Consider the following 23,649-nt stretch of genomic DNA (forward strand, 5'->3'; position numbering starts at 1 on the left):
GGGATGAATTTATTTTCATTCACCATCATGATGCGAACATACCGCCGGTTTGAACCACCGGCAGAACGATCACCACAGAAGCGACTGTCTTAAAAAAATCTCTTTATGCAGAGATGTTGGCTGGCAGGGTGAAATGAGCGGACAGCGGAGAAAACAAGCGCCTTAGGGTTAAGACAGCCGCTTCTGTATTTATAAAAAGAAAACAGCACTATGAAACAGTTCATTTATTTTTTTGCCTGCACGGTACTTTTTATAACCGGTTGCAAAAAAGAAACCACATCCACCACCCCGCTGAATGAAACACCAGGTACGGCTGCCATGGCTATTGACTGCGGCTCGTTTTCCAATGGCCCGTATGGCAGTGTGAGCGGCAAGGCAAAAATTTATAAACCAGGAGATAACTATGAACTGGCACTTGAAAATTTTTCCAGCAGCAACGGCCCCGACCTTAAAGTATATTTAAGCAAAGAAAAGCAACCGGTAAACTTTGTTAATCTCGGCTCATTGAAGTCAACATCAGGCAACCAGGTATATCCTATACCATCATCTGTAAACATAAAGGATTATAGCTTTGCATTAATTCATTGCCAGCAATACAACCATCTTTTTGGATTCGCTCAGTTAAAACAGTAACGATCTATGAAGCATTTGTTGTTTGTGTTATGCTGTCTCGTCATCAGTAATAAACTCCGGGCACAGGGTTGCAGCGATGCCGGCTTTTGCAGTCTTGGCATACTGAAGACCAATGCTCCTTCAGCATCAAAAAAATATTCATTAGCGATTGGCGCCAATTATGGAGCAGGTGAGCAAAGTACCAATACTTTTAATCCTTACCTGGAATATGCAGTAAGATTTAACAATCGTATCAGCGGGCAGGTAAAAATGACAGCGGTTTATGCCAGCGGTTTTTTAGGCTCTACATTTAATGTGGGAGATATATTCGGCTTCGTCAACTATGCTGTAAAAACAAAAAACAGTAACCGGCTTAGTTTATTAAGCGGAGTAAAAATTCCTTTATCTCATGCCAACGATAAAAATGATGAAGGCAAACCGCTTCCATTGGACTATCAATCCAGCGTCGGCACATTTGACATAGTTGAAGGAATCAACTACATCATCAAAGAGAAATGGGAATTAAATGCAGGCATACAAATTCCCGTGATACATAAAAATAAAAATACTTTTTTCCCTGATGAATACACCGATCCACGCATCAGCCATTTTGCGGCTACTAATAATTTTAAAAGAAAAAGTGATGCATTGCTGCGACTTGGCCACTACTTTTATTTCAAACAATCTTCCATTACGCTGAAGCCAAACATACTGGCCATTTATCATCTTGGTGAAGACAGTTATGAAAACAGGCTTGGCATGCGTCAAAAAATAAAAGGCTCTGATGGATTAACGATGAATGCCGGCATTATCGCAACAAAACGATTTCACAACGAAAATGATCTCGAGCTGATCGTTGCGGCTCCATTTGTTGTAAGGGATACAAGATCGGATGGATTAACAAGAAGTGTCGTGGTGAATATTCAGTATCGTTTCCGATTCTAACAGAAAGACTCTTAGTGGCTAAAATCGGCAAAAAATTCCACACATGTGCTGGATAAAATGATTACACCAGCTGAATAATAATCTCTTCAATGACAACCCTGTCACTGCATGACAGGTTGTTGTTTTGCCTGGTATTGGAAAGGCACGACGAGTCCGACAACAATTCCATATACCAAATGGCCAATCAAGGAAGCAATCATTACAAGCATTGCCTCTCCCATCTCTGGTACGGGTATCAGCATTCCAATTAACCACAACATAATTTGAGCGAATACAAATACTGCAACGCCGAATACTGTTCCTTTCAAAACCTTACTCTGAATTCTTACAATTCCGTTGAACCAGTAGACATATGCTGATGCGAAAATTATCCCGATCATAAAATGGATAACATAACCGATGACAATTGAACATCCAGCATTGCGGATAACATCTCGGCGGGATTCAGTTTTGGAAAACCTATTGCAGGCGCTGCCAATCCAACTGCTGTCATAACTGCGGTTGCCGTAATACCGGCTAAAAAAGCCTGTATTAATTTGCCCGCCATATTATTTATTTTTGTTTCTCTTATAAAACGTCACACAAATCATTCCAGAACTGACAATAAGCATTGGAGTATTTTAAACTTCACTGGCCGGGGTAAAATATTCAAAATGGCTATAGCAGAATGGTTGCCTGTTGAAAATAACAAATTGAAAACATATAGCATTTACTACGACCCGAGGGAATTTATGGAGTCGTTTCCCATGCAATGATAACTTCATTTACAAATAATCAAAACCAAACAAAATGAAAAATGCAATCAACTGGTTTGAAATACCGGTAAAGGATTTTGCAAGAGCAAAAAAAATTTTATGAAACAATTTTTGGCGAACCGGTTACAGAAATGCCACGCCCGGATTTTAAATATGGTATGTTGCCTGCTGATATGCAAAACGGTGTGGGTGGAGGAATTGTTCAGGGTGAAAGTTATGAACCTTCTGATAAAGGAACTTTAATTTACCTGAACGGAGGAGATGATTTAGCTGTACCGCTTTCAAAGGTAGAGAAGGCAGGGGGCAAAATCCTGTTGCCAAAGACCTCTATTGGACCGAACGGTTTTATGGCCCACTTTACAGACAGCGAAGGAAACAAAGTGGCTCTTCACTCTATGAAATGAGTAAAAGTAGCTCTGGATTTTTTTTTGAGTAATCGCAAGACAGGCTTGCGTGCCGATGGCCTCCTCCGACGTAGTTCAGGAGGAGGCTTCATTCAACTACTTCCCCTTCCAAATCATAATCATATGCCTTGGTAATTGGCCTCTCCTCCGACGCTACGGCCGGAATCAAACATTTATCGTCTGACCCTTATCCCTCTCCCATCCTTCGACAAGCTCAGGACGAGGGGACGGTACTACAGTGCGAAGCCGGGCTCAATATCTACCACATCAGCTTCAGCAAAAGTCTCAGCTTATGACCTCTCCTTCCAAATCGTAGTCGTATGCCTTTGTGATCTTCACATTCACAAACTCGCCTAATGACAATTTTTTCTTGGTGTGAATGACCACTTCGTTATCTACCTCAACACTATCAAACTCGGTACGACCCAGGTAACGGCCGGCTTCTTTTTTATCGATAATTGTCTTGAAAACTTTGCCCACCTTCTGCTGGTTCAATTCATAAGAAATTTCCTGTTGTGTCTCCATAATATCCTGGGCCCTTCTCTCCTTCTCTTCCTGTGGCACATCATCAACCAGGTCATGGGCCGACGTACCTTCTTCATGCGAATAGGTGAAAATGCCAACACGATCAAACCGCTGCCGTTCGAGAAATCCTTTTAACTCTTCCACATCATCCAGCGTTTCACCGGGAAAGCCTGAGATCAATGTTGTACGCAAACAAATACCGGGAACTTTTTCACGAATAGCGGCAGTCAGGTCCTCCATTTCTTCCCTCGTTATCTGCCGTTTCATTGCTTTGAGCATGTTGTTGGCCGCATGTTGCAAAGGCATATCCAGGTAATTGCAGATATTATCCCTTTCCTTCATCGCATCCAAAATCTCCATCGGAAACTTGGAAGGATAAGCATAATGCAACCGGATCCACTCCAGGCCTTTCACGTCGGACAAACGACGCAGCAAATCAGGTAACATTCTCTTTTTATAAATATCAAGACCGTAATACGTGAGCTCCTGGGCAATCAACATTACCTCCTTCACACCTTTTTTCACTAAGCCTTCTGCTTCTTTTATCAATTCTTCAATTGGCTTACTGATATGTTGCCCACGCATCAGGGGAATGGCGCAAAACGAACAGGTACGATTACAGCCTTCTGAGATTTTCATGTAGGCATAATGCTGTGGCGTTGCAAGCAATCTTTCTCCAACTAATTCTGTTTTGTAGTCCGCTTCAAACTGTTTTAGAATCAACGGCAATTCCATGGTTCCGAAATAGGCATCTACTTCGGGTATCTCGGCTTCCAGGTTGTTTTTATAGCGTTCGCTTAAGCAGCCTGTCACATACACTTTGTCCAGCTTACCACGACGTTTCAACTCCACCTGGTCAAGAATGGTATTGATGCTTTCTTCTTTCGCCTTGTCAATAAAGCCGCAGGTATTCACAACTACGATATTGTGATCAAGCTTTTTATTCTCATGCACTACATTGATATCATTAGCCTTCAATTGGCCACTCAGCACTTCGCTATCCACCATGTTCTTGCTGCACCCGAGAGTGATGATATTGACTTTATCTTTTTTTAATGTCTTCGTCTTCATTACGCCTCTTTTCTTTCGAGATTAAATAAACTATCCACAAACTCATGTTTATCGAACACCAGCAGATCTTCCATTTTTTCTCCTACGCCAATAAACTTCACCGGTATTTTAAATTGGTTGGCAATAGCCAATACCACCCCGCCTTTTGCTGTACCATCGAGCTTAGTAATTGCCAATGCTGATACATCTGTAGTGGCGGTAAAATGTTTTGCCTGCTCCACTGCATTTTGTCCTGTACTTCCGTCCAATACTAAAAGAACTTCATGTGGAGCATCAGGTATTGTTTTTTGAATCACTCTTTTGATCTTGTTCAATTCATCCATTAAATGGGCCTTATTATGCAAGCGACCAGCGGTGTCGATCAATACCACCTCGCTTTTCTTTGCTATCGCACTTTGCACAGTGTCAAAAGCCACTGCTGCCGGATCGCTGCCCATGTCCTGTTTTACAATTGGCACTCCTGCTCTTTCACTCCAAATGGTCAATTGATCAACCGCAGCGGCACGAAAGGTGTCAGCGGCTCCCATCAACACACTCTTGCCCGCTTTTTTAAAATTATAGGCCAGCTTGCCTATTGTTGTAGTCTTACCCACACCGTTTACACCGACCACCAGTATGATATACGGTTTTGTCGGCAGTTCCGAATCAAATGCATAGCTGTTCGAATGTGGTGCGTCAACCAGCAGCGCTTCAATCTCTTCCTGCAGCATTTTATTCAGCTCACCGGAGTTCATGTATTTATCTTTTGAAACCCGTTTTTCGATCCGGTCAATGATCTTTACCGTTGTTTCAATACCTACATCTGCGCTGACCAACGCCTCTTCCAGGTCATCCAGTACTTCCTCGTCAACGGTGCTTTTACCGGCAATAGCTTTTGTTATTTTTGAAAAAAAGCCTTCCTTGGTTTTTTGCAAACCCTGGTCAAGACTTTCTTTTTCCTTTTTACCAAATAGTTTATTAAAAAACCCCATTTTGCTTATTTATTTATTTATTGACCCTTCCGGCTTCGTTTTATTATGATAAAAACAACCGTCAAAACAATTATCGCAAACACCATTCATGCAAATGGACCTAAAGAAATTATTTGCATAAAATTAGCAGCAGTATAAAAGAAAAAAGCCATCACACCAAAGGGCATGACAGCTGATATCATTACTCCCCTTTAGGGGATGGGGGTACTTATTTCTGAGCTAAAAAGTCTTTTACTTTATCCTTGTGCACAATTTGCTCTTTGAAAGAGTAGGCACCGGTTTTAGGACTGCGAACAGCTTTGACAACTTTTGTCCAGTTTTTTGCCTCTGCTGATGCTTTAACGTCTTTTACCTTAGCGTTTTTTGAAGTTGCTTTTGCCATGTTATGCTAATTTGAAAATTTTCAAATTGATTTACTTAATCTCTTTGTGAACAGTCACTTTCTTCAGGATGGGGTTGTACTTTTTCAACTCCAGTCTCTCAGGATTGTTCTTTTTGTTTTTTACCGTGATATAACGGCTGGTACCAGGCTGACCACTGTTTTTGTGCTCAGTGCATTCCATAATAACCTGTACACGGTTTCCTTTCTTTGCCATTTTTATTCGCTTTTTGCCCTTTTGCCAGGGTGTGTTAGATTTTTTCTCCTTTTGCTCTCATTTCCTTTACTACGCTGTAAAGACCATTCTTATTGATAGTACGGATAGCATCCGTAGACAATTTCAGGGTGATCCATTTGTCTTCTTCTACAAGGTAAAACCTTTTTTTCTGCAAATTGGGCAGAAAACGACGTTTGCTCTTGATATTAGAGTGAGAAACTTTGTGTCCCCCGATTGGTGTCTTACCTGTAACCTGACATACTCTTGCCATGACGATCGAAATTTAGGACGGCAAAGGTAGGGATATCAAGCTAGAAACTAGAAGCTCATGAAAAGTTTTTTTCGAAATTCTTTACAAAAGCCGGAAACGCTCCCATTCAACCACTCTGATCCGCAAAATTAAGGTTTTGATTGCCCATCGTTTATCCGAACAGTTGTTACTCTTATTTCGCCGGCTCGCCGGCCATTTTTGCCTAATTGCCTGCTTTCAAGTAGTTTCGCCACTCATTTGTATTCAACAGCCCGGTGATTCTCACCCGGGATAACTTAAAACACAATCAAATTAAGCTATGGCATACGATGTAGTGGTAATCGGTAGCGGGCCCGGTGGTTATGTGGCTGCTATCCGTGCATCTCAATTAGGTCTGAAAACAGCGATCATTGAAAAAGAAAGCCTCGGAGGTATTTGTCTTAACTGGGGATGTATTCCCACCAAAGCATTATTGAAAAGTGCCCAGGTATATGAAGATATTAAGCATTCAAAAGACTTCGGAATCGAAGCCAGCGGCACAGTGAATTTTGAAGCCGTTATTAAACGCAGTCGCGGTGTGGCTGATAAAATGAGCAAAGGTGTTCAATTCCTGATGCGTAAAAATAAGATTGATGTGTTGATGGGTTTTGGCAAAGTGGTGGCTAAAGGAAAAGTGGAAGTGACCGCTGCCGACGGGAAAAAACAAACCGTAGAAACCAGGCATATCATCATTGCAACAGGAGGCAGAAGCCGTGAGCTTCCTTCACTGAAACAGGATGGCAAAAAGATCATCGGTTATCGTGAAGCGATGAACCTGCCGACCCAGCCTAAATCCATCATTGTTGTAGGAAGCGGTGCTATCGGTGTTGAGTTTGGCTACTTCTATAATAGCATGGGCACCAAAGTGACGATTGTTGAATTCCTGCCAAGAGTTGTTCCTGTTGAGGATGAGGATATCTCCAAAGAACTCGACAAGAATTTGAAAAAGCAAGGCATCGAGATCATGGTGAGCAGCGAAGTAACATCCGTAGATACTTCAGGCGCCGGTGTGAAAGCGAAAGTAAAAACGGCGGATGGCGAAAAGACCCTCGAAGCTGATATTTTATTAAGCGCTGTGGGCATTGCCGCGAATATCGAAGGCATAGGTTTGGAAGAAATGGGTATCAAAACAGATAAGGGCCGCATACTGGTTGATAAATATTATCAAACAAATGTACCCGGAGTATATGCGATCGGCGATTGTGTCCCTGGTCAGGCTTTGGCCCACGTAGCCAGCAAAGAAGCCATCATTTGCGTAGAAGCTATTGGTTACGCTGAAAAGAAATTCAATCATCAGCCTGAAGCGCTGGACTATAACAATGTCCCGGGCTGTACGTATTGCTACCCCGAAGTAGCTTCTGTTGGTTACACAGAAAAACAAGCAAAGGATGCCGGCTATGAAGTGAAGGTGGGCAAGTTCCCGTTAAGTGCTTCCGGAAAAGCTTCTGCTGCAGGACATGGTGAAGGTTTTGTAAAAGTGATCTTTGATGCCAAATACGGCGAGTGGCTCGGAACCCATATGATCGGCTATAATGTGACAGAGATCATTATTGAAACCGTTGTAGGCCGCAAGTTGGAAACTACGCATCACGAAATACTAAACAGCATCCACCCGCACCCAACTATTAGTGAAAGTGTGAAAGATGCGATTGAAGTGGCACTGGGTGAAGCGATACATTTATAGTCTGTCTGAACGAGGATTTATGAGATTTATGGGATTACGAGGAAACTTGTAATCCCTTTTTTTGGGCCTCCTCCCGATCCCAACACGTCGGGACCACCTATCCGCAGCCCTAGCTTAAAAAGTGTTTGTTATGCTATCAGGCCGTTTACATTTGTTCGGTACACTTTCCTGATTGAATAGTTTAAGGATGTGGCGGCTTAATTTTTCCCAAAAATCATTCAAAATCCCCAAAATCGTGGTTCGAATTATTCTTTCCACCCAGCATGGGTACAAAGGAAAAATTGTCAAAGACCTCTTCCTTTAATGCGCCATTATCCAGTTTGGTGATACGCATCATCCGCTGCACTTCGCCCATGCCTACAGGAATCACCATCATGCCACCGGGTTTTAACTGGTCAATTAGTTTTTGTGGAATCTCGGGTGCAGCAGCAGTAATGAGCACCCGGTCAAAGGGTGCATAGGTCGGCAACCCTTCATAGCCATCTCCATAAAAAAATTTGATCGAATGATATTTCTTTAAGAAGTCAAACTTTTTGTTTTCATCAAACAGCTTTTTCTGCCGCTCGATAGTATACACTTGTGCACCCATTTCTGCAAGCACCGTTGCCTGGTAAGCACTGCCGGTGCCTATTTCTAATACTTTCAGAAAAGGTTTTAATTCCAGCAACTGTGTTTGGTAGGCTACCGTATACGGTTGTGAAATGGTTTGACCTTCACCGATAGGAAAAGCCCTGTCTTCGTAGGCCAGTTCATCAAAGGCAGAATCTAAAAAGAAATGACGGGGAATATTATTGATAGCGTTCAACACTTTTTCATCCGTGATACCTTTAGTTCTGACCGTATCAACTAATTTCTTGCGTAATCCCTTATGACGATATGTATCTTCTGTTGGCCTTCTCATAGCAGCCGCAAGATAAGCTAAGAGGACAAAAGAAAAGCTAAGAGTAAAAGAGAAAAAGAGTTATTGCTTTTCTGTAATAACAGGTAAAACTTCGTTTATACTTTTTTTTCGGAGAACTAAACCGACCTTCAAAAAAAAGAGTGAACGAAACTATAAGATCGTTCACTCTTTCTATTTTAAGAATTCACTGTAAGGGTTGCCAACTTTCAAAAAAGTTGGCAACCCTTACAATAGCATTACAGCTTCATGTCTGCGATAATTGCCTTTAGTTTATCATCCAGCTGTTTATTCACTTTGTCAAAGTCGGCTGCATTATCCAGTTTTTCCTGTATGCTGAAATAGAATTTGATCTTCGGTTCGGTGCCGCTTGGCCTTGCCGATATCAAACTCCCATCGGCTAATACAAACTGCAGCACATTTGACTTGGGCAGGTTGATGGTCCACTCCTCGCCTGTCTGTGGATTTTTACCCTTGCTTATTTCATAGTCCAGCAATTTCACAACAGCCGATCCGTTGATGGTCTTAGGCGGGTTGCTCCGATAGCTCTCCATCATGGCAGCTATTTGTTGTTGCCCGTCCATTCCTTTTTTAGTAATGGAAATGAGATCTTCTTTGAAGAAACCATATTCAACATACAAATCAATCAATTTTTCAAACAGGCTTCTTCCTTTATTCTTTTCATAGGCTGCCATCTCGCAAAGCAGCGCCACGGCACTTACTGCATCTTTATCCCTGATCTTATCACCGATCATCAGGCCGAAGCTTTCTTCGCCACCGATCACATAGTTTTCTTTTCCTTCTTTCTCGCGGATCATTTCAGCGATCCATTTAAATCCTGTCAGTACATTATAGCAGGCCACCTCATTTTTCTCTGCAATGCGGTTGATCAAACCAGTGGTTACGATCGTCGTGATCACCATGTCATTTGGCTGAGCAATCCCTTTAGCTCTCCTGGCCTCGATCATATAGTTAAATGCCAGTACCGCTGTCTGGTTGCCATTCATCAACACCCATTCACCATGATTATTTTTTATACCGATGCCCACCCTGTCTGCATCCGGATCTGTACCCAGCAAGATGTCTGCATCGATGGCTTTGGCTTTTGCCAGGCCGATACTCATGGTTTCTTTTTCTTCCGGATTAGGATACCCCACTGTTGGAAAGTTTCCATTCGGTTCCTTCTGTTCCTCTACAATCGTCACATTGGTAAATCCAAAGCGCTTCAATACATCAGGCACCAGCATAATACCGGTGCCGTGTATAGGCGTGTATACAATTTTTAAATCGTGTTGCTTGGCGATCACATCCGGGTAAACGCTCAATCCTTTTACCATCTCCATATAGGCATCATCCACCTCTTTGCCGATAATGGTAATATTTCCATCACTACCGCTCCACTTCACATCATCTACGGAAGCAATTTTTTCCACTTCTTTGATCACATTTTTATCATGTGGTGGCACCAGTTGTCCGCCATCATTCCAGTAAGCTTTATATCCATTATATTCTTTTGGATTGTGCGAAGCAGTACATACCACGCCACCATGACATTTAAAATACCGAATAGCAAATGACAATTCCGGCGTAGGCCGCAAGGCCTCAAACAAGAAAACCTTAATACCATTAGCGGCAAATACATGCGCCGTTGTCTCTGCAAAAAAACGGCTGTTATTGCGGCTGTCATGGGCTATAGCTACACGAACTTCATCAGCACCCACAATTTGTTTCAGGTAGTTGGCGTATCCCTGTGTAGCCATACCAACAGTATATTTGTTCATACGGTTGGTACCCACACCCATAATGCCACGAAGCCCGCCGGTACCAAATTCCAGGTTGCGATAAAAAGAATCAGCTAATTCATTTGGATTTTCTTGCTGAAGTTTTAATATCTCGTCTTTTGTTGCCTGGTCAAAATTTCCACTAAGCCAGGTATTCACCTTTTGTTGAATGGCAGCATCCATATAATTAGTTTATGATTTTGGTTTATGGTTTTGTTTGATCGTTATCGGGTTGAAGTTATCAATTTTTAGCATGCAAATCTACTTAAGCCGGGGAAACGTATTTTTGTTTTATGAAGCCAGCACCTGTGCTAAACTCATCGTCTGTTGCGACGCTACTTTCATCTTCCTGGAAAAAGCTCTGCCTTTTTTTATTATTTGTTTGTTCGTTTATTTTTTTAGCTGCACAGGATACGACTACGACAAATATCGGAACGGTTGTGACACAACAATTAGTCAGTCCTGCGGCAGAAAAAGTTGATCAGGTGCCTAATAAAAAAAGGGTCTTACTAATTGCAGGTATCAACGTGGCCGGTTACGGTGGTTCTTTGATCGCATTAAACAGCGCCTGGTATAAAGGTTATGCAAAAACATCTTTTCACAGTTTTGACGACAGCAGGGAGTGGTTACAGGTGGACAAGGCGGGGCATGCCTGGGGTGCTTATAATGCCAGTCGCGGCACTACAGCCATGTGGGACTGGGCGGGGTTTCCGCATAAAAAATCAGTATGGATCGGCGGCCTTAGTAGCATGGCTTATCTCACCACTATCGAATTCATGGATGCGTACTCCGCTAAATGGGGATGGAGTTGGAGCGATATCGGCGCCAATATCTTTGGTTCCGGCCTGTTTATGGGCCAGGAATTTTTGTGGAATGAGCAGCGCATCCAATATAAATTTTCATTTCATCACAAAGACTACGGTGAACAACAACTGGAACAACGGGCTGATGATCTATTTGGCAAACCCTGGTATGAACGAATGTTGAAAGATTACAATGCACAAACCTATTGGCTGAGTTTTAATCTCCGGTCCTTTTTAAAAAACAGCAACCTGCCCGCCTGGCTCAATATCTCGTTTGGCTATGGCGCCGATGGGATGTTGGGTGGCTTTGAAAATAAATGGACGGATGATGCAGACAACGAAATCAGCCGGACCGATATTCCAAGAAAAAGACAATTCTACCTGGCTCCTGACATTGACTTTACCAAAATAAAAACCAAAAGCAGGTTTCTAAAAACAACTTTCGCCGTGCTGAATTCTTTCAAGTGCCCTGCACCAGCTTTGATGCTGGATAGTAAAGGCAAGTTGAAAGCTTATGCTATTTACTTCTAGGAATCTTTTGACCGGGGACCACGTAACGAATCATAATTCATTGATCCATTTTCGAAAATGAGGGGCCATTTCCTGGCTGACGATAATTTGATGAGGTAAGTCGGGGAAAACCAGGTCGACCTGCAATTTCACTTTTTCATAGGCCTTGTAACTTTTTATAAACCCAATATTGATGATATATTGGCGATTGGCCCTGAAAAAAATGGAGGAATCCAATTCGTCTTCCAATTCGGCCAGGTGCCGTTCTGCGATATATTTTTTACCGTCTTTGTCGATTACATATACCAATTTATTTTCTGTATAGATAACCACGATGTCGTCCATCTTTAGCGGGATATTTTCAATCCCCTTTCGTACCAACAATCTCGACCTGCCCTTTGGCTTGAATAATTGTAAAAACGACTCATTGTGTTGAGCAAAATGATTTTCCAGTGTTTTATACTTCGCCAATGTTTTGTTCAGGTCCCGTTGATCAATTGGTTTAAGCAGGTAGTCGATACCATTGTGCTCAAAAGCATTTAACACGAATTGATCATAACCCGTTACAAAAACGACGGGACTTTTTATACTGACCTGGTTAAAGATTTCAAAAGATAAACCATCCGGCAATTGAACGTCAGAGAATATCAGGTCGGGGGAGGGATGAGCAGATAAATAATCAACGCTCTCCTTTACCGTAGCAATGGAAGCCACTACTTCAGTATCCGGCGCCGTGTCTAAAAGCATTTTCTTAAACTCCTCGGCTATAATCCGCTCATCTTCTATGATAACAGCTTTCAACATTTTATTTTTTCAATACTCGTAAAAGTAATTGCTGTTTTTTCAAACCTCTTGTCTGATCAACTACGCATTTGAGAGAAAAACTGCGAAAGGAATTTTTGGTATACCAGGAGTTAAGCTCTGAATAATATACGTGGTCGGAATCCGACGGCTTATTCAGCATTGCTTTGTTTTTCTCAGTGATGGTATGAAAAAACGACGTCATACAGCAAGACATAGTCCTTACTGGACAGACAGGCAGGTTATGACCGCTGATGCATCAGTCTACCAAATAAGCAGGATTTGACAAAGGAGTGACTTTGGTTTACCGCTCATCATCGCGATTGACAATGGAGACTTGTCCATTTTTTACCTACAGGCGTTTGTGCATTTATTCTAAATAAGCACCCACGATATTTTCTTCCTTCACTTCAACAAAAATATGTTCCTGCAGCGTGGTAGCGATCGACAGACCGACATAGTCCGAATGAACCGGAAATGAATTATGACTTCTTTCCACCAATACAAGAGCCTGTATCTTTTTGGGATGATAAGTAAGGAATGGCTTTAAAGCATACAATAACGTTTTACCGCTATTAGCCACATCATCTACCAGGATGATGACTTTATCATTAAAATCGAATGTTTCACTTAATTCGATTTCGTGTGGCATGCGTTTATCAAGCGCAATAGTTAACAGTTTTGTTTTTACGTCCGATATTTCCCCAATCATTTTTTGAATCGTACGGGCAACTACACTCCCACTTTCCCGGATACCGGCTAATATTATTTCTTTTTCGTCATGATTATTCTCTATTATCTCCAGTGCCATCCGGCGGAGTTTCTGGGCTGCTGCCTGCTGATCAAGTATATAATTTTTGTTTTTTGTCATAAACCTATTAAACCTTTTAAACATTAAACTTTTAAACCTTTGCCTAACAACCCGTAAATTAGCGATTGTATTTATACACCATGCAAATAGCGCAACAAATTTTATTCATTCTTGTCAGTGGCCTTGCCATTTGGTTGTTTTCAAAAAAAGTAAAAGAGATTAGCCGAAACATCAAACTGGGTCGTGATGAAGATTTGAGTGACAATTCAACACAGCGCTGGCAAAACGTGTTGCTACTTGCCTTTGGTCAGAAAAAAATGTTTCGCAATCCATTGGTGGCTGTACTGCATTTTTTTGTGTATGCCGGTTTTATCATTATTAATATAGAAGTGCTGGAGATTGTGCTCGATGGCATTTTTGGCACCCATCGTTTATTTGCTAATATGCTGGGAGGCTTTTATACTTTCCTGATCAACGCATTTGAAGTATTGGCGGTTTTGGTAATCGTGGCCTGTGCAATTTTCCTTGTCCGCAGAAATATCATCAAACTCAGGCGATTTATCAATAAGGACCTGGATGGCTGGCCACGCAGTGATGCCAATTATATCCTGATAACCGAGATCGCATTGATGCTTTTATTTCTCACCTTAAATGCGAGTGATACCTTACTGCAAACAAGAGGTGTTGAACATTATGCGGCACACCCTACCGGCAATTTTATTTTCTCCCAATTACTCCAGCCTGTTTTAAATGGTACTGACAACAATGGCCTCCTGACGATAGAAAGAGCCTGTTGGTGGTTGCACATTATTGGCATATTTGCTTTTTTAAATTACCTGCCTTACTCCAAGCACCTGCATATTATTCTTGCATTTCCGAATGCTTATTATGCAAGATTGCAGCCAATGGGCAAAATGGAAAATATGCCGGCTATACAAAACGAGGTACTGTATGCTATGCAACCAGAACTGGCACCGACAGATGCATCTACAGAGCCACCTAAAAAATTTGGCGCTAAGGATATCACAGACCTGAGCTGGAAAAATTTACTGGATGCATATAGCTGTACAGAGTGCGGAAGATGCTCGGCGGCTTGCCCGGCTAATATTACCGGTAAATTGTTATCCCCCCGTAAGATCATGATGGATACCCGTGACCGGGCCGAAGAAATTGGTAAGAATATTAATAAAAATGGGGAATTCAAGGAAGACGGTAAGACCTTGTTGCATGATTACATTTCTGTGGAAGAACTACGTGCCTGTACGAGTTGTAATGCCTGCGTACAGGAATGCCCTGTCAGCATCAATCCGCTTGATATTATTCTTCAACTTCGCCGCTACCTGGTGATGGAGGAAAGCAATTCACCCCAGGAATGGGCGGTAATGTTTAGCAATGTTGAAAATAATTTTGCGCCCTGGAAATTTAGTCCCGATGAAAGAGACAGATGGACAGAAGAGGTGTAACTACCAGGGTGTTTTATTTTTTACCATAACATTCTGATCTTATTCGTGCATTCAACAATTGAATTTTCTCAATGAACATACAATCATTCCCCTTCCAAACATTTGACTGGTCTTCTATCCCAAAGGAGGAGCATGCAGGTGAAACAGGTGTTGCATACTGGCAGGTAAAAATGCTGAACAACATCCGCATCCGGCTGGTGGAATATTCGCCCGGTTACAAAGCCGATCACTGGTGTAAGAAGGGCCATGTGCTCTATTGCTTTGACGGCGAGATGCAGACAGAATTGGAAGACGGCCGGGTGATGAAACTTACAGCAGGCATGTGTTACCTTGTTGGAGATAATAATGAGTCTCATCGTTCCTCTACCATCGATGGCTGTAAACTTTTCATCGTAGATTAAATACTTCTAGTGTTATTTTTAATCACAAGCTGACGTATCCTACAAAGAGGCTCAGAGATTTTCACATGCCGCCTTATCACTAGAGAAACTATTGAATTATTTTTTCTCCCTGTGTCTCAGTGCCTCTGTGCCTCGGTGCTTCAAACAAATTCTTGTCGTTAGAAATTATGGAACACAACGCCACGGACATAGGGGCACAGAGATGTTCACATTCCGACTTATCACCTGTTTACAATATAATAAACTTAACATGACACTAGCTGATCAATTCAATCTGCTCGTTTACTGTCGCAACACAGCCAGGCAACTATCGCTCATCTGCGCTTGGGCCATACATGCCCGGAACCGGCACATTTAATAAACGCAGGTAAACAGACAATTGTCCGCGGTGATGAATATGATGACTGAGAGCCCAGCCCCTGATAGCAACTTTTTTGGGCGTATTAAACATCACCTTATCGCCCACACGAACTATCCATGGCTTGCTGAAATCCTCATCCTGCATGGAAGAAAGCTCATTAACAGCCGTATCAAGATTTGTTTGAAATATAGAGATCAACTCATCCTGTGAAGCTGCTACATGTGCTTTAAAGGGCCTGGCGGCAAAGTCAAAGTCATCAATATTTTTTATATCAGCTATCCATTTAAAATTTTCAGCAATATGTGTCGCCAGTCGTCCGAGCGACATTGATTTTTCATGTGGCTTCCATTCGGCTTTCTCTAATGGTACTCTCTCCAGCATTTTCTTAGTGAGCGAAGCTTCGTGTTTTAATTCAGCAATAAATGCATCTTTTATTGGCATACCCGGGGATTTAAAATTTATTCATGTTTAATGATCTTTATGCGTCAGCTTATCCAGTCTCTCTTCAAATTTACCAACCTGTGCTTCTATATGACCGGTCACCTCTTCGGGATGTCCCAGTTTATGTATAGCATCCCTCTTCTTCCACATTTTCCAGATTTGTATCAGTGCTGTAACCGCAAATATGCCACCTATCACCCAATTCAGTACGTCCTGGTTGGTATTGATTTTATCAGCGATCAGTTGACCGCCAAAAATGAAAAGCAGGTTTCCGATAAATGTCCCGATGCCGATGCCGGCGATATAAGTGTTATAATGACTATTGCGGGGCAATAATATTTTTTTTGTAAACAGCACTGTGCTCCAACCAAACCAGAATGGGATTTGTACGGGGTTCACAACACTCATCGTAAAACCCAACAAAATGGTAGGCATATTACTGCTAAGGATGATATTCTTCCCGACCTTGGGATGAAGTGCTGCATAAAAGCTGGTAACGGCTAACGCAAGTACAATAGCCAGGGTAACCCACTCCAGTATCCGGAATATTTTTTCCTGCTTTCGTATCCAATCCATCGCCACCAGTGAAAGACGTACATACATGATTTCGGCCAGTAATGATCCCGCGGAAAATAACATGGCAGCATAAATGCCATCCGACACCGATATCTGCATAGCGGCAACATTCAACGTTCCCAACGGCAATGAGCCAAGGAAGCTAACAAGCATGCCGGTAAGAAAAATTTTGAACAGTGGATGCATAGAAACGAAAATACGAAAGCCCCTCCAAACCTCCCCGAAGGGGAGGCTTCCCTTTGACACCGTTCAGGAGATCGAAGGAAAAAGTGCCGTCTAAAGAATTATCATGAAAAAAATATTAATCACCAATGATGCTTTTTGAAAAACGAGGTTAGTGTGTTGGTGGCTTCCCCTATTGGGGGAAGTCGGAAGGGGGCCTAGTCATATTTCTCGAGCAATTTAAAGTGATCCCTTGACTGTTTTAAAAAGTTCCATCCTCTTTTAAATGCCCAGTAGGGTGTTCCATTCTTATGATTATGCCTGCTGATTTGATATAAGGCTTTCCAATGTGCTAATAAAACTTTATACGCTTTGCCCAGGCTCATATTACAATCATAAATATGATTGGGTTCAGCACCGCAACCGTTGAATTCGATGATCTGGAAATTTTTTCCTTCTTTAAGATCTTCGATTGAGGTTGTTTTTATATCGTACCTGCCATAGTAAAAAGAAGTGTAATGACTAAGTTCATCAAACACTTCATGCATTTTTTCATTGATCTCGTTGTGAAGATTGGTAAAATGTGCGCCGCGGTTATGATTGCCTGCATACGACAGGTAGAATATTTCACCGGCCGGTAACACCCTGTCAAACCGATGACCATGGCGATGCTGCATTTCCGCCATCCTGAATTTTGCACGGGGATGTTGCTCCGTTAATTCTTTTAAAGTAGATAACCCGTCTCCCTTTACGTGTAACAGCTCTTTATCAATAAAACCACTAACGATTCCTTTTTTTTGATTGGGATGGCGGTAATAAAACACACTCACTTCCACCGGCAGCTCGATCAAATCCTGTACGATATATTCAACAGGTATTTTTTCATGATATTTGATGAGTTGCTCTTCGTTTTCAATTTTCCGGAACAGTATGCCCTTCATGCCCACATCGGGTTTCACAATAAAAGGAAACCGAAAATCAGCTTCTGCAATTCTTTTTTTGACTTCGGCAACCGGCCAGTCATGCATAATATAAATAGTGCGGGGAACAAGCTCCGGGGGCAACTGATCATACATTTCTTTTTTTCCTTCTCCTTCAAATCCGCCAAAAGTGATAGTCGGATTGGAAGAACTGAAAAACCAAAATGACCAACTTCTTAAACAATACCAAAACCATACAGGACTGATGGGAGCATAGAGTACGTAAAAATTCCATAGCTCCCAATTCATCAATCGTTGAAAAAATTTGTTGTTCTTCATGCAGAACCGCAAAAATAAGCATGGGCAAATAGGAATTGAAAAAGATTTCACTGAACAAATCAACCATGAAATCCTTCGCACCGGGTTATTCCACTATAAAAAAATTATCCTTGCCATCCCTTACAATCCGATAATCCGTAATAGATTTGGTTCAAATTTTCAATTGCATGAACGTTCCAATAGTTGCTGAATTATTTGCCAATGGACAATCGCCGGATGTATTGTTTTGGGTAGGCTGTGCGGGTAGCTTTGACCAACGTGCACAAAAGATCACCAAAGCGTTTGTTACCATATTGGACAAGGTGGGAATCAACTATGCTATCCTGGGAAAAGAAGAAATGTGCACAGGAGATCCGGTTCGCAGAGCAGGCAACGAGTTCATGTTCCAGATGATGGCCTATCAGAATATTCAACTACTGAATAACTACGGCATCAAAAAAATTGTGACTACCTGCCCGCATTGTTTTAACATTATAAAAAATGAATATTCAGAGCTGGGCGGCAATTATGAAGTGATTCATCATACTGTTTTTTTACAGCAATTAATAGATGAAGGCAAAATAAAAATCAAAGAAGGCGGCAGTTTTAAAGGCAAAAAGATCACCTATCATGACAGTTGTTATTTAGGCCGTGCCAATAATATTTATGAGGCGCCGAGGAAAGTGTTGGAAGCATTGGATGCAGAGCTGGTGGAAATGAAGCGATGCCGGAGTAAAGGCTTATGCTGTGGCGCCGGCGGTGCGCAAATGTTTAAAGAGGAAGAAAAAGGCACTACCCGTGTCAATATTGAACGAAGTAATGAAGCTATCGCAACCGGTGCGGCTATTGTTGCCTCTGCATGCCCTTTTTGTAATACGATGATGACGGATGGTGTAAAGCTGGCCGAGAAGGAAGAGAATGTGAAGGTATTGGATGTAGCTGAATTGGTAGCAGCGAGTTTGGAATAAGTCTTTCAATTAATGTGAGTGAGAGATTTTTAAGTTTTCAGTAGTTGTTGGTCAACATCATTAAATGTTTCTGCTTCATCTTCGATCCAAACTTTTTGGCTGGCAATGGTAATGTCGGGTACATCCCTCTTTTTTTTTGCTGAATAAATAATGCCCAGCCAGGTGAAACCAGCTTTGGCGGAGTTTCTTCCATCTAATAAAATTTCTCCACTCTCCCTCATTATAAATCCAGTGTGCGAGAACGATCGGTTGATTCTGCGTATGTTCCATCGGCATAAATTTCTTGCGTAATTTAGCGGGATGAAACGCCCATATAAAGTTTTTGAAAGACAGCGAATGGTTATGGGGCGTTCCATTCGGCCAAAAAGAAATAAAAAATATACAAATGAAACTTGACTATAAATACCTTCTGGACGGTAGTTTTCATTCCGGATCAAAGGTTTGGATTTACCAGGCCAACAGAGTTTTTTCATTAGAGGAAGCGCTAAGTATTGAGGATATATTGAACGATTTTACCGCTGCCTGGAAAAGTCATGGCACCCCGGTGAAAGGCGCTGGCTACCTGTTTTTCGGTCAATTCATTATTCTGATGGCTGATGAAACCGCCACAGGTGTCAGTGGTTGCAGCACCGATAGCTCTGTCAGGGTAATTAAAGAAATTGAGCAGCAATTTTCCGTCAGCATGTTCGACCGCACCACTCTTGCCTTTGTAGTTAAAGACAAAATACAACTGCTCCCTCTCTCCCAACTACAATATGCCGCTGATAACAGGTTTATTGACGGAGATACTCTTTATTTCAACAATCTTGTGCAAACCAAAGAAGAATTGGAAGACAATTGGATCATTCCACTTAAGGAAAGCTGGTTGAAAAATCGCCTGAGGGTAAAAATCGAAAGCTAAAAATTGCTAGATTTATAAGGTCTGCGGCAGTAGCTCAGTGGTAGAGCTTCAGTTTCCCAAACTGAAGGTCGTGGGTTCGATTCCCATTTGCCGCTCAGTTGTTTATTTATCAATCAACTTCTTATTAGATTTTAACGAAAGCAATCTGCCATCCTGTCATTTACTTCCCCGCTTTCTTGTATATTTGCTCCCCGGAATTTTATCGGATAAATATTTCAAGATGCCTGAGTTGCTGACACAGAAGACACATGATGAATCAAGGCAAGGCGAAGCTTATGCTCCCTTTACCAATGATCCTGCCGTTTATCGGAAGCGATTTTATATAGAAAGTTATGGTTGCGCCATGAACTTTGCTGATAGCGAAGTGGTTGCTTCCATTTTAAGTAAAGAAGGTTTTGGCGCTACCCGCGATGTAGAAGAGGCCGATCTGATTTTTTTAAATACCTGTTCTATTCGTGAAAAGGCGGAACAAACAGTTCGCAAACGGCTCACCGAATTTCGCAAGCTAAAGAAAAGAAAACCAGGGACGCTGGTTGGTGTGCTGGGTTGCATGGCAGAAAGATTAAAAGCAAAATTCTTAGAAGAAGAAAAACTGGTGGACATTGTCGTAGGCCCTGACGCTTATCGTTCGCTGCCCGGACTGGTAGAAGAAGCTGAAACGGGTCAGAAGGCCATTAATGTATTGTTGAGCCGTGATGAAACCTATGCTGATATCTCACCAATTCGCTTAAACAGCAATGGCATTTCTGCTTTTGTCAGCATCATGCGGGGTTGTAATAATATGTGTTCGTTCTGCGTGGTTCCGTTTACCCGGGGCAGAGAAAGAAGCCGCGATGCGGAAAGTATCGTAAATGAATGCAGGGAACTTTTTGAAAATGGTTACCGTGAAGTAACTCTGTTGGGGCAAAATGTGGACTCTTACTATTACCAGCCCGGCATCCTCCAAACCTCCCCCCAAATGGGAGGCTTAGCTGGCGCACAGCCCTTGCTTTCCGACAACTCTTCAAATAATAAGGAAGACCTCCTATCAGCAAAAAACAATTCGAAAAGCGAGGCTGGAGCTATCACCTTTGCAAAACTATTAGAACAGGTTGCCCTGATCTCACCCTTGCTGAGAATACGTTTCTCCACTTCGCATCCAAAGGACATTACCGACGATGTGCTGTTTACCATGGCGAAGTATGAAAACATTTGCAATTACATACACCTGCCGGTGCAAAGCGGTTCAACAAGAGTATTACAGTTGATGAATCGCACTTATACCCGTGAATGGTACAAGGCGAAAGTGGATCGCATCCGGGAAATTTTACCAGGCTGTGGTCTTAGCAGTGATATCATTGCCGGCTTTTGTACAGAAACGGAAGAAGATCACCAGGACACGCTGAGCATTATGGACTATTCGAAATACGATTACTCCTATATGTTCTTTTACAGCGAAAGGCCCGGCACCCTGGCGCAAAGAAGATATACTGATGATATTCCGCTGGAGACCAAGAAACGAAGGCTGGCCGAAATAGTGGAAATGCAAAACCGCCTCTCGCTGGAAAGCAACCTGAGAGACATTGGAAAAATTTTCAAAGTATTAATAGAAAGCACCAGCAAAAAAAGAGATACCGAATGGATGGGCAGAACTTCTGAAAATAAAGTGATGGTATTTCCGAAGGAAAACTATTCCGTTAAAGAAGGAGACTATGTGCTCGTGAAAGCAGAGGATTGCACACAGGGAACATTAATGGGACATATAGCCGACATCCCACAATCTAAGTTTTAAATCATAATTGCCGCAGTAGACACCGGCAACAAACATTATGGACATTCAATCAATAAAAAACCGGTTTGGCATCATTGGTAACTCACCTGCCCTAAATTATGCGTTGCAGGTAGCCGCCCAGGTAGCCAATACGGATCTTACAGTTTTAATAAATGGAGAAAGTGGTGTAGGTAAAGAAGCATTCTCCATGATCATTCACTCTTTATCCAACAGGAAACACAATCCTTTTATCGCTGTCAACTGTGGCGCTATCCCCGAGGGTACGATCGATTCAGAATTATTCGGTCATGAAAAAGGATCATTTACCGGTGCTGTTGATTCGCGGAAAGGCTATTTCGAAACCGTGAATGGCGGTACTATTTTTCTAGATGAGATTGGCGAAATGCCTTTGGGTACACAGGCCAGGTTATTACGGGTACTGGAAGCAGGTGAATACATTCGTGTAGGTTCAAGCAAAGTGCAGAAAACAGATGTACGGGTAATTGCCGCTACCAATAAGGAACTTTTGCAATTAGTGCAACAGGGAAAATTCAGGGAAGATCTTTATTATCGTTTAAGCACTGTTCCCATCCGGGTGCCGGCATTGCATGACAGGAAAGAAGATATTCACCTGTTGTTTAGAAAATTTGCCGCTGACTTTGCTGATAAATATAAAACCGCTCCTATTCAACTGGATGATGAAGCAAAAAACCTGTTAATTAATTATCCATGGCCCGGCAATGTGCGGGAATTAAAGAATATTGCAGAGCAGATGTCAGTTCTTTCACAGGAAAAACTGATTACGGCCAAAGACCTCAATAAATTTTTGCAGCCTTATTCCAACAATCGTCTACCTGCATTAACGTCCCATCATGGCGCTACACAGGATTTTGGCAACGAAAGAGAAATTCTTTATAAACTTTTCTTCGACATGAAGAAAGATGTAACAGAATTGAAGCGGATGTTCCTGGAGATGTTGCAAAACCCCGGCATGGCGACCAAGGATCATGAATTTATCAACGGTCTCAAAGAATTGAAGTCGGCGGATGGGCTACAACCCTATTTAGTGCCGCAGGTACAGCAGCCTCAACAAGCAATACAGCCTGTTTTGATGAACAATGACATAGATGATCATGAGGAAGTGGAAGAAAGTCTCAACATCATGGACAAGGAAAAAGAGCTGATCATAAAAGCGCTAAAAAAACATAGGAGCAAAAGAAAGGATGCGGCAATGGACCTGGGTATCAGCGAACGGACATTATACAGGAAACTGAAGGAATATGATATTGATGAATAAATCAGAAGTTAGAAGTCGGAAGCCTGCCGGCCGGACAGGCGGGTCAGAAGTCAGAATTACGAACAGCAAAAAGCTTTCCGCTAATAAAGCGCTTCGTATTTTATACCTGGCGGTTGTAGCCGTTGCATTTCTTTTTGCAGCAGCAGGCAATAGTAGTTGCAACGTTTATAAATTCCGCGATGTTTCTATTCCTGACAGTATACGGTCGGTCAAAGTAAATTTCATCGAGAACAGGGCTTCCTATGTCAACCCTCAACTAAGCCCGAGACTTACAGATAAACTCAGGCAAAAGATCGTCAGCCAAACCAGGCTTTCACAAACTAATAATGATAATGCTGACTGGGATATTAGAGGGCATATTTCCAATTATTCATTCAGCACTTCTGGTCTTACCACCCAGGGAGGCAATCGCCAACAAACAACAAACAGGCTGACAGTAACGGTGCATATCATTCTAAACGATCAGAAAGCCAATAAAACCCAGGAGTATGATGTAAGCCGGAATTTTGAATTCGCCGCCACTCAATCCATACAACAAGCAGAAGCCAGTCTGGGGGACGAGATCATTCGTGGCCTCACAGATGATATTTTCAACCGCATTTTTTCCAATTGGTAACCTACAAAGGAACAAGGCA

27 protein-coding genes and 1 tRNA gene are annotated in these 23,649 nt (G+C 42.1%); 13 read left to right on the forward strand and 15 right to left on the reverse strand.

Going from position 1 to position 23,649, the window contains the following annotated elements; translation table 11 throughout:
• Window positions 1-210: 210 nt before the first annotated feature.
• Complete coding sequence (locus tag P2W73_RS13920) at window positions 211-633, forward strand: DM13 domain-containing protein (RefSeq protein ID WP_276502670.1); 423 nt, start codon at window positions 211-213, stop codon at window positions 631-633.
• A gap of 6 nt (window positions 634-639) precedes the next feature.
• Window positions 640-1,557 (forward strand): hypothetical protein, encoded by a 918-nt coding sequence (locus tag P2W73_RS13925; RefSeq protein WP_276502671.1) that lies wholly within the window; start codon window positions 640-642, stop codon window positions 1,555-1,557.
• 101 nt (window positions 1,558-1,658) lie between these two features.
• Here P2W73_RS13925 and P2W73_RS26435 read toward each other — a convergent pair whose 3' ends face one another.
• Together P2W73_RS26435 and P2W73_RS13935 are read right to left on the reverse strand one after the other, a co-directional pair.
• Entirely contained in the window at window positions 1,659-1,937 is a 279-nt protein-coding gene (locus tag P2W73_RS26435; RefSeq protein WP_338116872.1) for a hypothetical protein, read from the reverse strand.
• On the reverse strand, window positions 1,934-2,104 hold the full coding sequence (locus P2W73_RS13935) for a hypothetical protein (RefSeq protein WP_276502673.1): 171 nt from the start codon (window positions 2,102-2,104) through the stop codon (window positions 1,934-1,936). Before P2W73_RS13935 ends, P2W73_RS26435 begins: the two co-directional genes overlap by 4 nt.
• A 285-nt stretch (window positions 2,105-2,389) precedes the next feature.
• On the opposite strand from P2W73_RS13935, the gene P2W73_RS13940 reads away from it, so the two are divergent.
• Complete coding sequence (locus tag P2W73_RS13940) at window positions 2,390-2,716, forward strand: VOC family protein (protein ID WP_276502674.1); 327 nt, start codon at window positions 2,390-2,392, stop codon at window positions 2,714-2,716.
• A 285-nt stretch (window positions 2,717-3,001) separates the two neighbouring features.
• Here the strand turns inward: P2W73_RS13940 and rimO are convergent, their stop codons facing one another.
• The 5 genes from rimO to rpmB all read right to left on the reverse strand — a co-directional run bounded on the left by rimO (window position 3,002) and on the right by rpmB (window position 6,150).
• Window positions 3,002-4,312: a 30S ribosomal protein S12 methylthiotransferase RimO gene (gene rimO / locus P2W73_RS13945; protein WP_276502675.1), complete on the reverse strand. Its 1,311-nt coding sequence runs from the start codon at window positions 4,310-4,312 to the stop codon at window positions 3,002-3,004.
• Window positions 4,312-5,283 (reverse strand): signal recognition particle-docking protein FtsY, encoded by a 972-nt coding sequence (ftsY, locus tag P2W73_RS13950; protein WP_276502676.1) that lies wholly within the window; start codon window positions 5,281-5,283, stop codon window positions 4,312-4,314. The genes rimO and ftsY overlap by 1 nt, the downstream gene beginning before the upstream one ends.
• Before the next feature lie 208 nt (window positions 5,284-5,491).
• Window positions 5,492-5,665 carry a DUF4295 family protein gene (locus P2W73_RS13955; protein WP_276502677.1) on the reverse strand — a complete coding sequence of 58 codons (174 nt, stop codon included), beginning with the start codon at window positions 5,663-5,665 and terminating at the stop codon, window positions 5,492-5,494.
• Between the two features lie 31 nt (window positions 5,666-5,696).
• Window positions 5,697-5,879 (reverse strand): 50S ribosomal protein L33, encoded by a 183-nt coding sequence (rpmG, locus tag P2W73_RS13960; protein ID WP_276502678.1) that lies wholly within the window; start codon window positions 5,877-5,879, stop codon window positions 5,697-5,699.
• A gap of 34 nt (window positions 5,880-5,913) precedes the next feature.
• Complete coding sequence (gene rpmB, locus P2W73_RS13965; RefSeq protein ID WP_276502679.1) at window positions 5,914-6,150, reverse strand: 50S ribosomal protein L28; 237 nt, start codon at window positions 6,148-6,150, stop codon at window positions 5,914-5,916.
• Window positions 6,151-6,448: 298 nt separating this feature from the next.
• Between rpmB and lpdA the strand changes: the two genes are divergently transcribed.
• Window positions 6,449-7,852 carry a dihydrolipoyl dehydrogenase gene (gene lpdA, locus P2W73_RS13970; protein ID WP_276502680.1) on the forward strand — a complete coding sequence of 468 codons (1,404 nt, stop codon included), beginning with the start codon at window positions 6,449-6,451 and terminating at the stop codon, window positions 7,850-7,852.
• Window positions 7,853-8,066: 214 nt separating this feature from the next.
• Here the strand turns inward: lpdA and P2W73_RS13975 are convergent, their stop codons facing one another.
• Window positions 8,067-8,753 carry a protein-L-isoaspartate(D-aspartate) O-methyltransferase gene (locus tag P2W73_RS13975; RefSeq protein WP_276502681.1) on the reverse strand — a complete coding sequence of 229 codons (687 nt, stop codon included), beginning with the start codon at window positions 8,751-8,753 and terminating at the stop codon, window positions 8,067-8,069.
• Window positions 8,754-8,989: 236 nt separating this feature from the next.
• On the reverse strand, window positions 8,990-10,714 hold the full coding sequence (locus P2W73_RS13980; protein ID WP_276502682.1) for a phospho-sugar mutase: 1,725 nt from the start codon (window positions 10,712-10,714) through the stop codon (window positions 8,990-8,992).
• A 110-nt stretch (window positions 10,715-10,824) separates the two neighbouring features.
• Here P2W73_RS13980 and P2W73_RS13985 point away from each other — a divergent pair, with 110 nt between their 5' ends.
• Window positions 10,825-11,865 carry a DUF2279 domain-containing protein gene (locus tag P2W73_RS13985; RefSeq protein ID WP_276502683.1) on the forward strand — a complete coding sequence of 347 codons (1,041 nt, stop codon included), beginning with the start codon at window positions 10,825-10,827 and terminating at the stop codon, window positions 11,863-11,865.
• A gap of 30 nt (window positions 11,866-11,895) precedes the next feature.
• Here P2W73_RS13985 and P2W73_RS13990 read toward each other — a convergent pair whose 3' ends face one another.
• Window positions 11,896-12,648, reverse strand: a complete 753-nt coding sequence (locus tag P2W73_RS13990; RefSeq protein ID WP_276502684.1) for a LytR/AlgR family response regulator transcription factor — start codon at window positions 12,646-12,648, stop codon at window positions 11,896-11,898.
• A gap of 367 nt (window positions 12,649-13,015) precedes the next feature.
• A complete protein-coding gene (locus P2W73_RS13995; RefSeq protein ID WP_276502685.1) occupies window positions 13,016-13,516 on the reverse strand; it encodes a phosphoribosyltransferase family protein in 501 nt (166 codons plus the stop codon).
• 80 nt (window positions 13,517-13,596) lie between these two features.
• On the opposite strand from P2W73_RS13995, the gene P2W73_RS14000 reads away from it, so the two are divergent.
• Together P2W73_RS14000 and P2W73_RS14005 are read left to right on the forward strand one after the other, a co-directional pair.
• A complete protein-coding gene (locus P2W73_RS14000; RefSeq protein ID WP_276502686.1) occupies window positions 13,597-14,919 on the forward strand; it encodes a 4Fe-4S dicluster domain-containing protein in 1,323 nt (440 codons plus the stop codon).
• A 71-nt stretch (window positions 14,920-14,990) separates the two neighbouring features.
• Window positions 14,991-15,320, forward strand: coding sequence for a DHCW motif cupin fold protein (locus tag P2W73_RS14005; protein WP_276502687.1), 330 nt, complete (start codon window positions 14,991-14,993; stop codon window positions 15,318-15,320).
• Between the two features lie 307 nt (window positions 15,321-15,627).
• Here the strand turns inward: P2W73_RS14005 and P2W73_RS14010 are convergent, their stop codons facing one another.
• The 3 genes from P2W73_RS14010 to P2W73_RS14020 form a co-directional block, all read right to left on the reverse strand.
• Window positions 15,628-16,122: a DinB family protein gene (locus P2W73_RS14010; protein ID WP_276502688.1), complete on the reverse strand. Its 495-nt coding sequence runs from the start codon at window positions 16,120-16,122 to the stop codon at window positions 15,628-15,630.
• 27 nt (window positions 16,123-16,149) lie between these two features.
• A complete protein-coding gene (locus P2W73_RS14015) occupies window positions 16,150-16,884 on the reverse strand; it encodes a LysE family translocator (RefSeq protein ID WP_276502689.1) in 735 nt (244 codons plus the stop codon).
• 194 nt (window positions 16,885-17,078) lie between these two features.
• Window positions 17,079-18,119, reverse strand: coding sequence for a hypothetical protein (locus P2W73_RS14020; protein ID WP_276502690.1), 1,041 nt, complete (start codon window positions 18,117-18,119; stop codon window positions 17,079-17,081).
• A 167-nt stretch (window positions 18,120-18,286) separates the two neighbouring features.
• On the opposite strand from P2W73_RS14020, the gene P2W73_RS14025 reads away from it, so the two are divergent.
• The gene (locus tag P2W73_RS14025; RefSeq protein WP_276502691.1) at window positions 18,287-19,066 is read left to right on the forward strand and encodes a (Fe-S)-binding protein; all 780 of its coding nucleotides are present in this window, start codon (window positions 18,287-18,289) and stop codon (window positions 19,064-19,066) included.
• Between the two features lie 29 nt (window positions 19,067-19,095).
• Here the strand turns inward: P2W73_RS14025 and P2W73_RS14030 are convergent, their stop codons facing one another.
• Window positions 19,096-19,287, reverse strand: coding sequence for a hypothetical protein (locus P2W73_RS14030; protein WP_276502692.1), 192 nt, complete (start codon window positions 19,285-19,287; stop codon window positions 19,096-19,098).
• A gap of 164 nt (window positions 19,288-19,451) precedes the next feature.
• On the opposite strand from P2W73_RS14030, the gene P2W73_RS14035 reads away from it, so the two are divergent.
• From P2W73_RS14035 to lptE, 5 genes are all read left to right on the forward strand, one after another.
• Window positions 19,452-19,967 (forward strand): hypothetical protein, encoded by a 516-nt coding sequence (locus tag P2W73_RS14035; RefSeq protein ID WP_276502693.1) that lies wholly within the window; start codon window positions 19,452-19,454, stop codon window positions 19,965-19,967.
• A gap of 23 nt (window positions 19,968-19,990) precedes the next feature.
• A tRNA-Gly gene (locus tag P2W73_RS14040) sits at window positions 19,991-20,062 on the forward strand.
• Between the two features lie 125 nt (window positions 20,063-20,187).
• On the forward strand, window positions 20,188-21,738 hold the full coding sequence (locus tag P2W73_RS14045; RefSeq protein WP_276502694.1) for a MiaB/RimO family radical SAM methylthiotransferase: 1,551 nt from the start codon (window positions 20,188-20,190) through the stop codon (window positions 21,736-21,738).
• Between the two features lie 37 nt (window positions 21,739-21,775).
• A complete protein-coding gene (locus tag P2W73_RS14050; RefSeq protein WP_276502695.1) occupies window positions 21,776-23,014 on the forward strand; it encodes a sigma-54 interaction domain-containing protein in 1,239 nt (412 codons plus the stop codon).
• Entirely contained in the window at window positions 23,007-23,630 is a 624-nt protein-coding gene (lptE, locus tag P2W73_RS14055) for an LPS assembly lipoprotein LptE (RefSeq protein WP_276502696.1), read from the forward strand. Before P2W73_RS14050 ends, lptE begins: the two co-directional genes overlap by 8 nt.
• The last annotated feature ends 19 nt before the right edge of the window (window positions 23,631-23,649 follow it).

This window comes from Terrimonas pollutisoli (genome assembly GCF_029360765.1).
Taxonomy (GTDB): domain Bacteria; phylum Bacteroidota; class Bacteroidia; order Chitinophagales; family Chitinophagaceae; genus Terrimonas_B; species Terrimonas_B pollutisoli.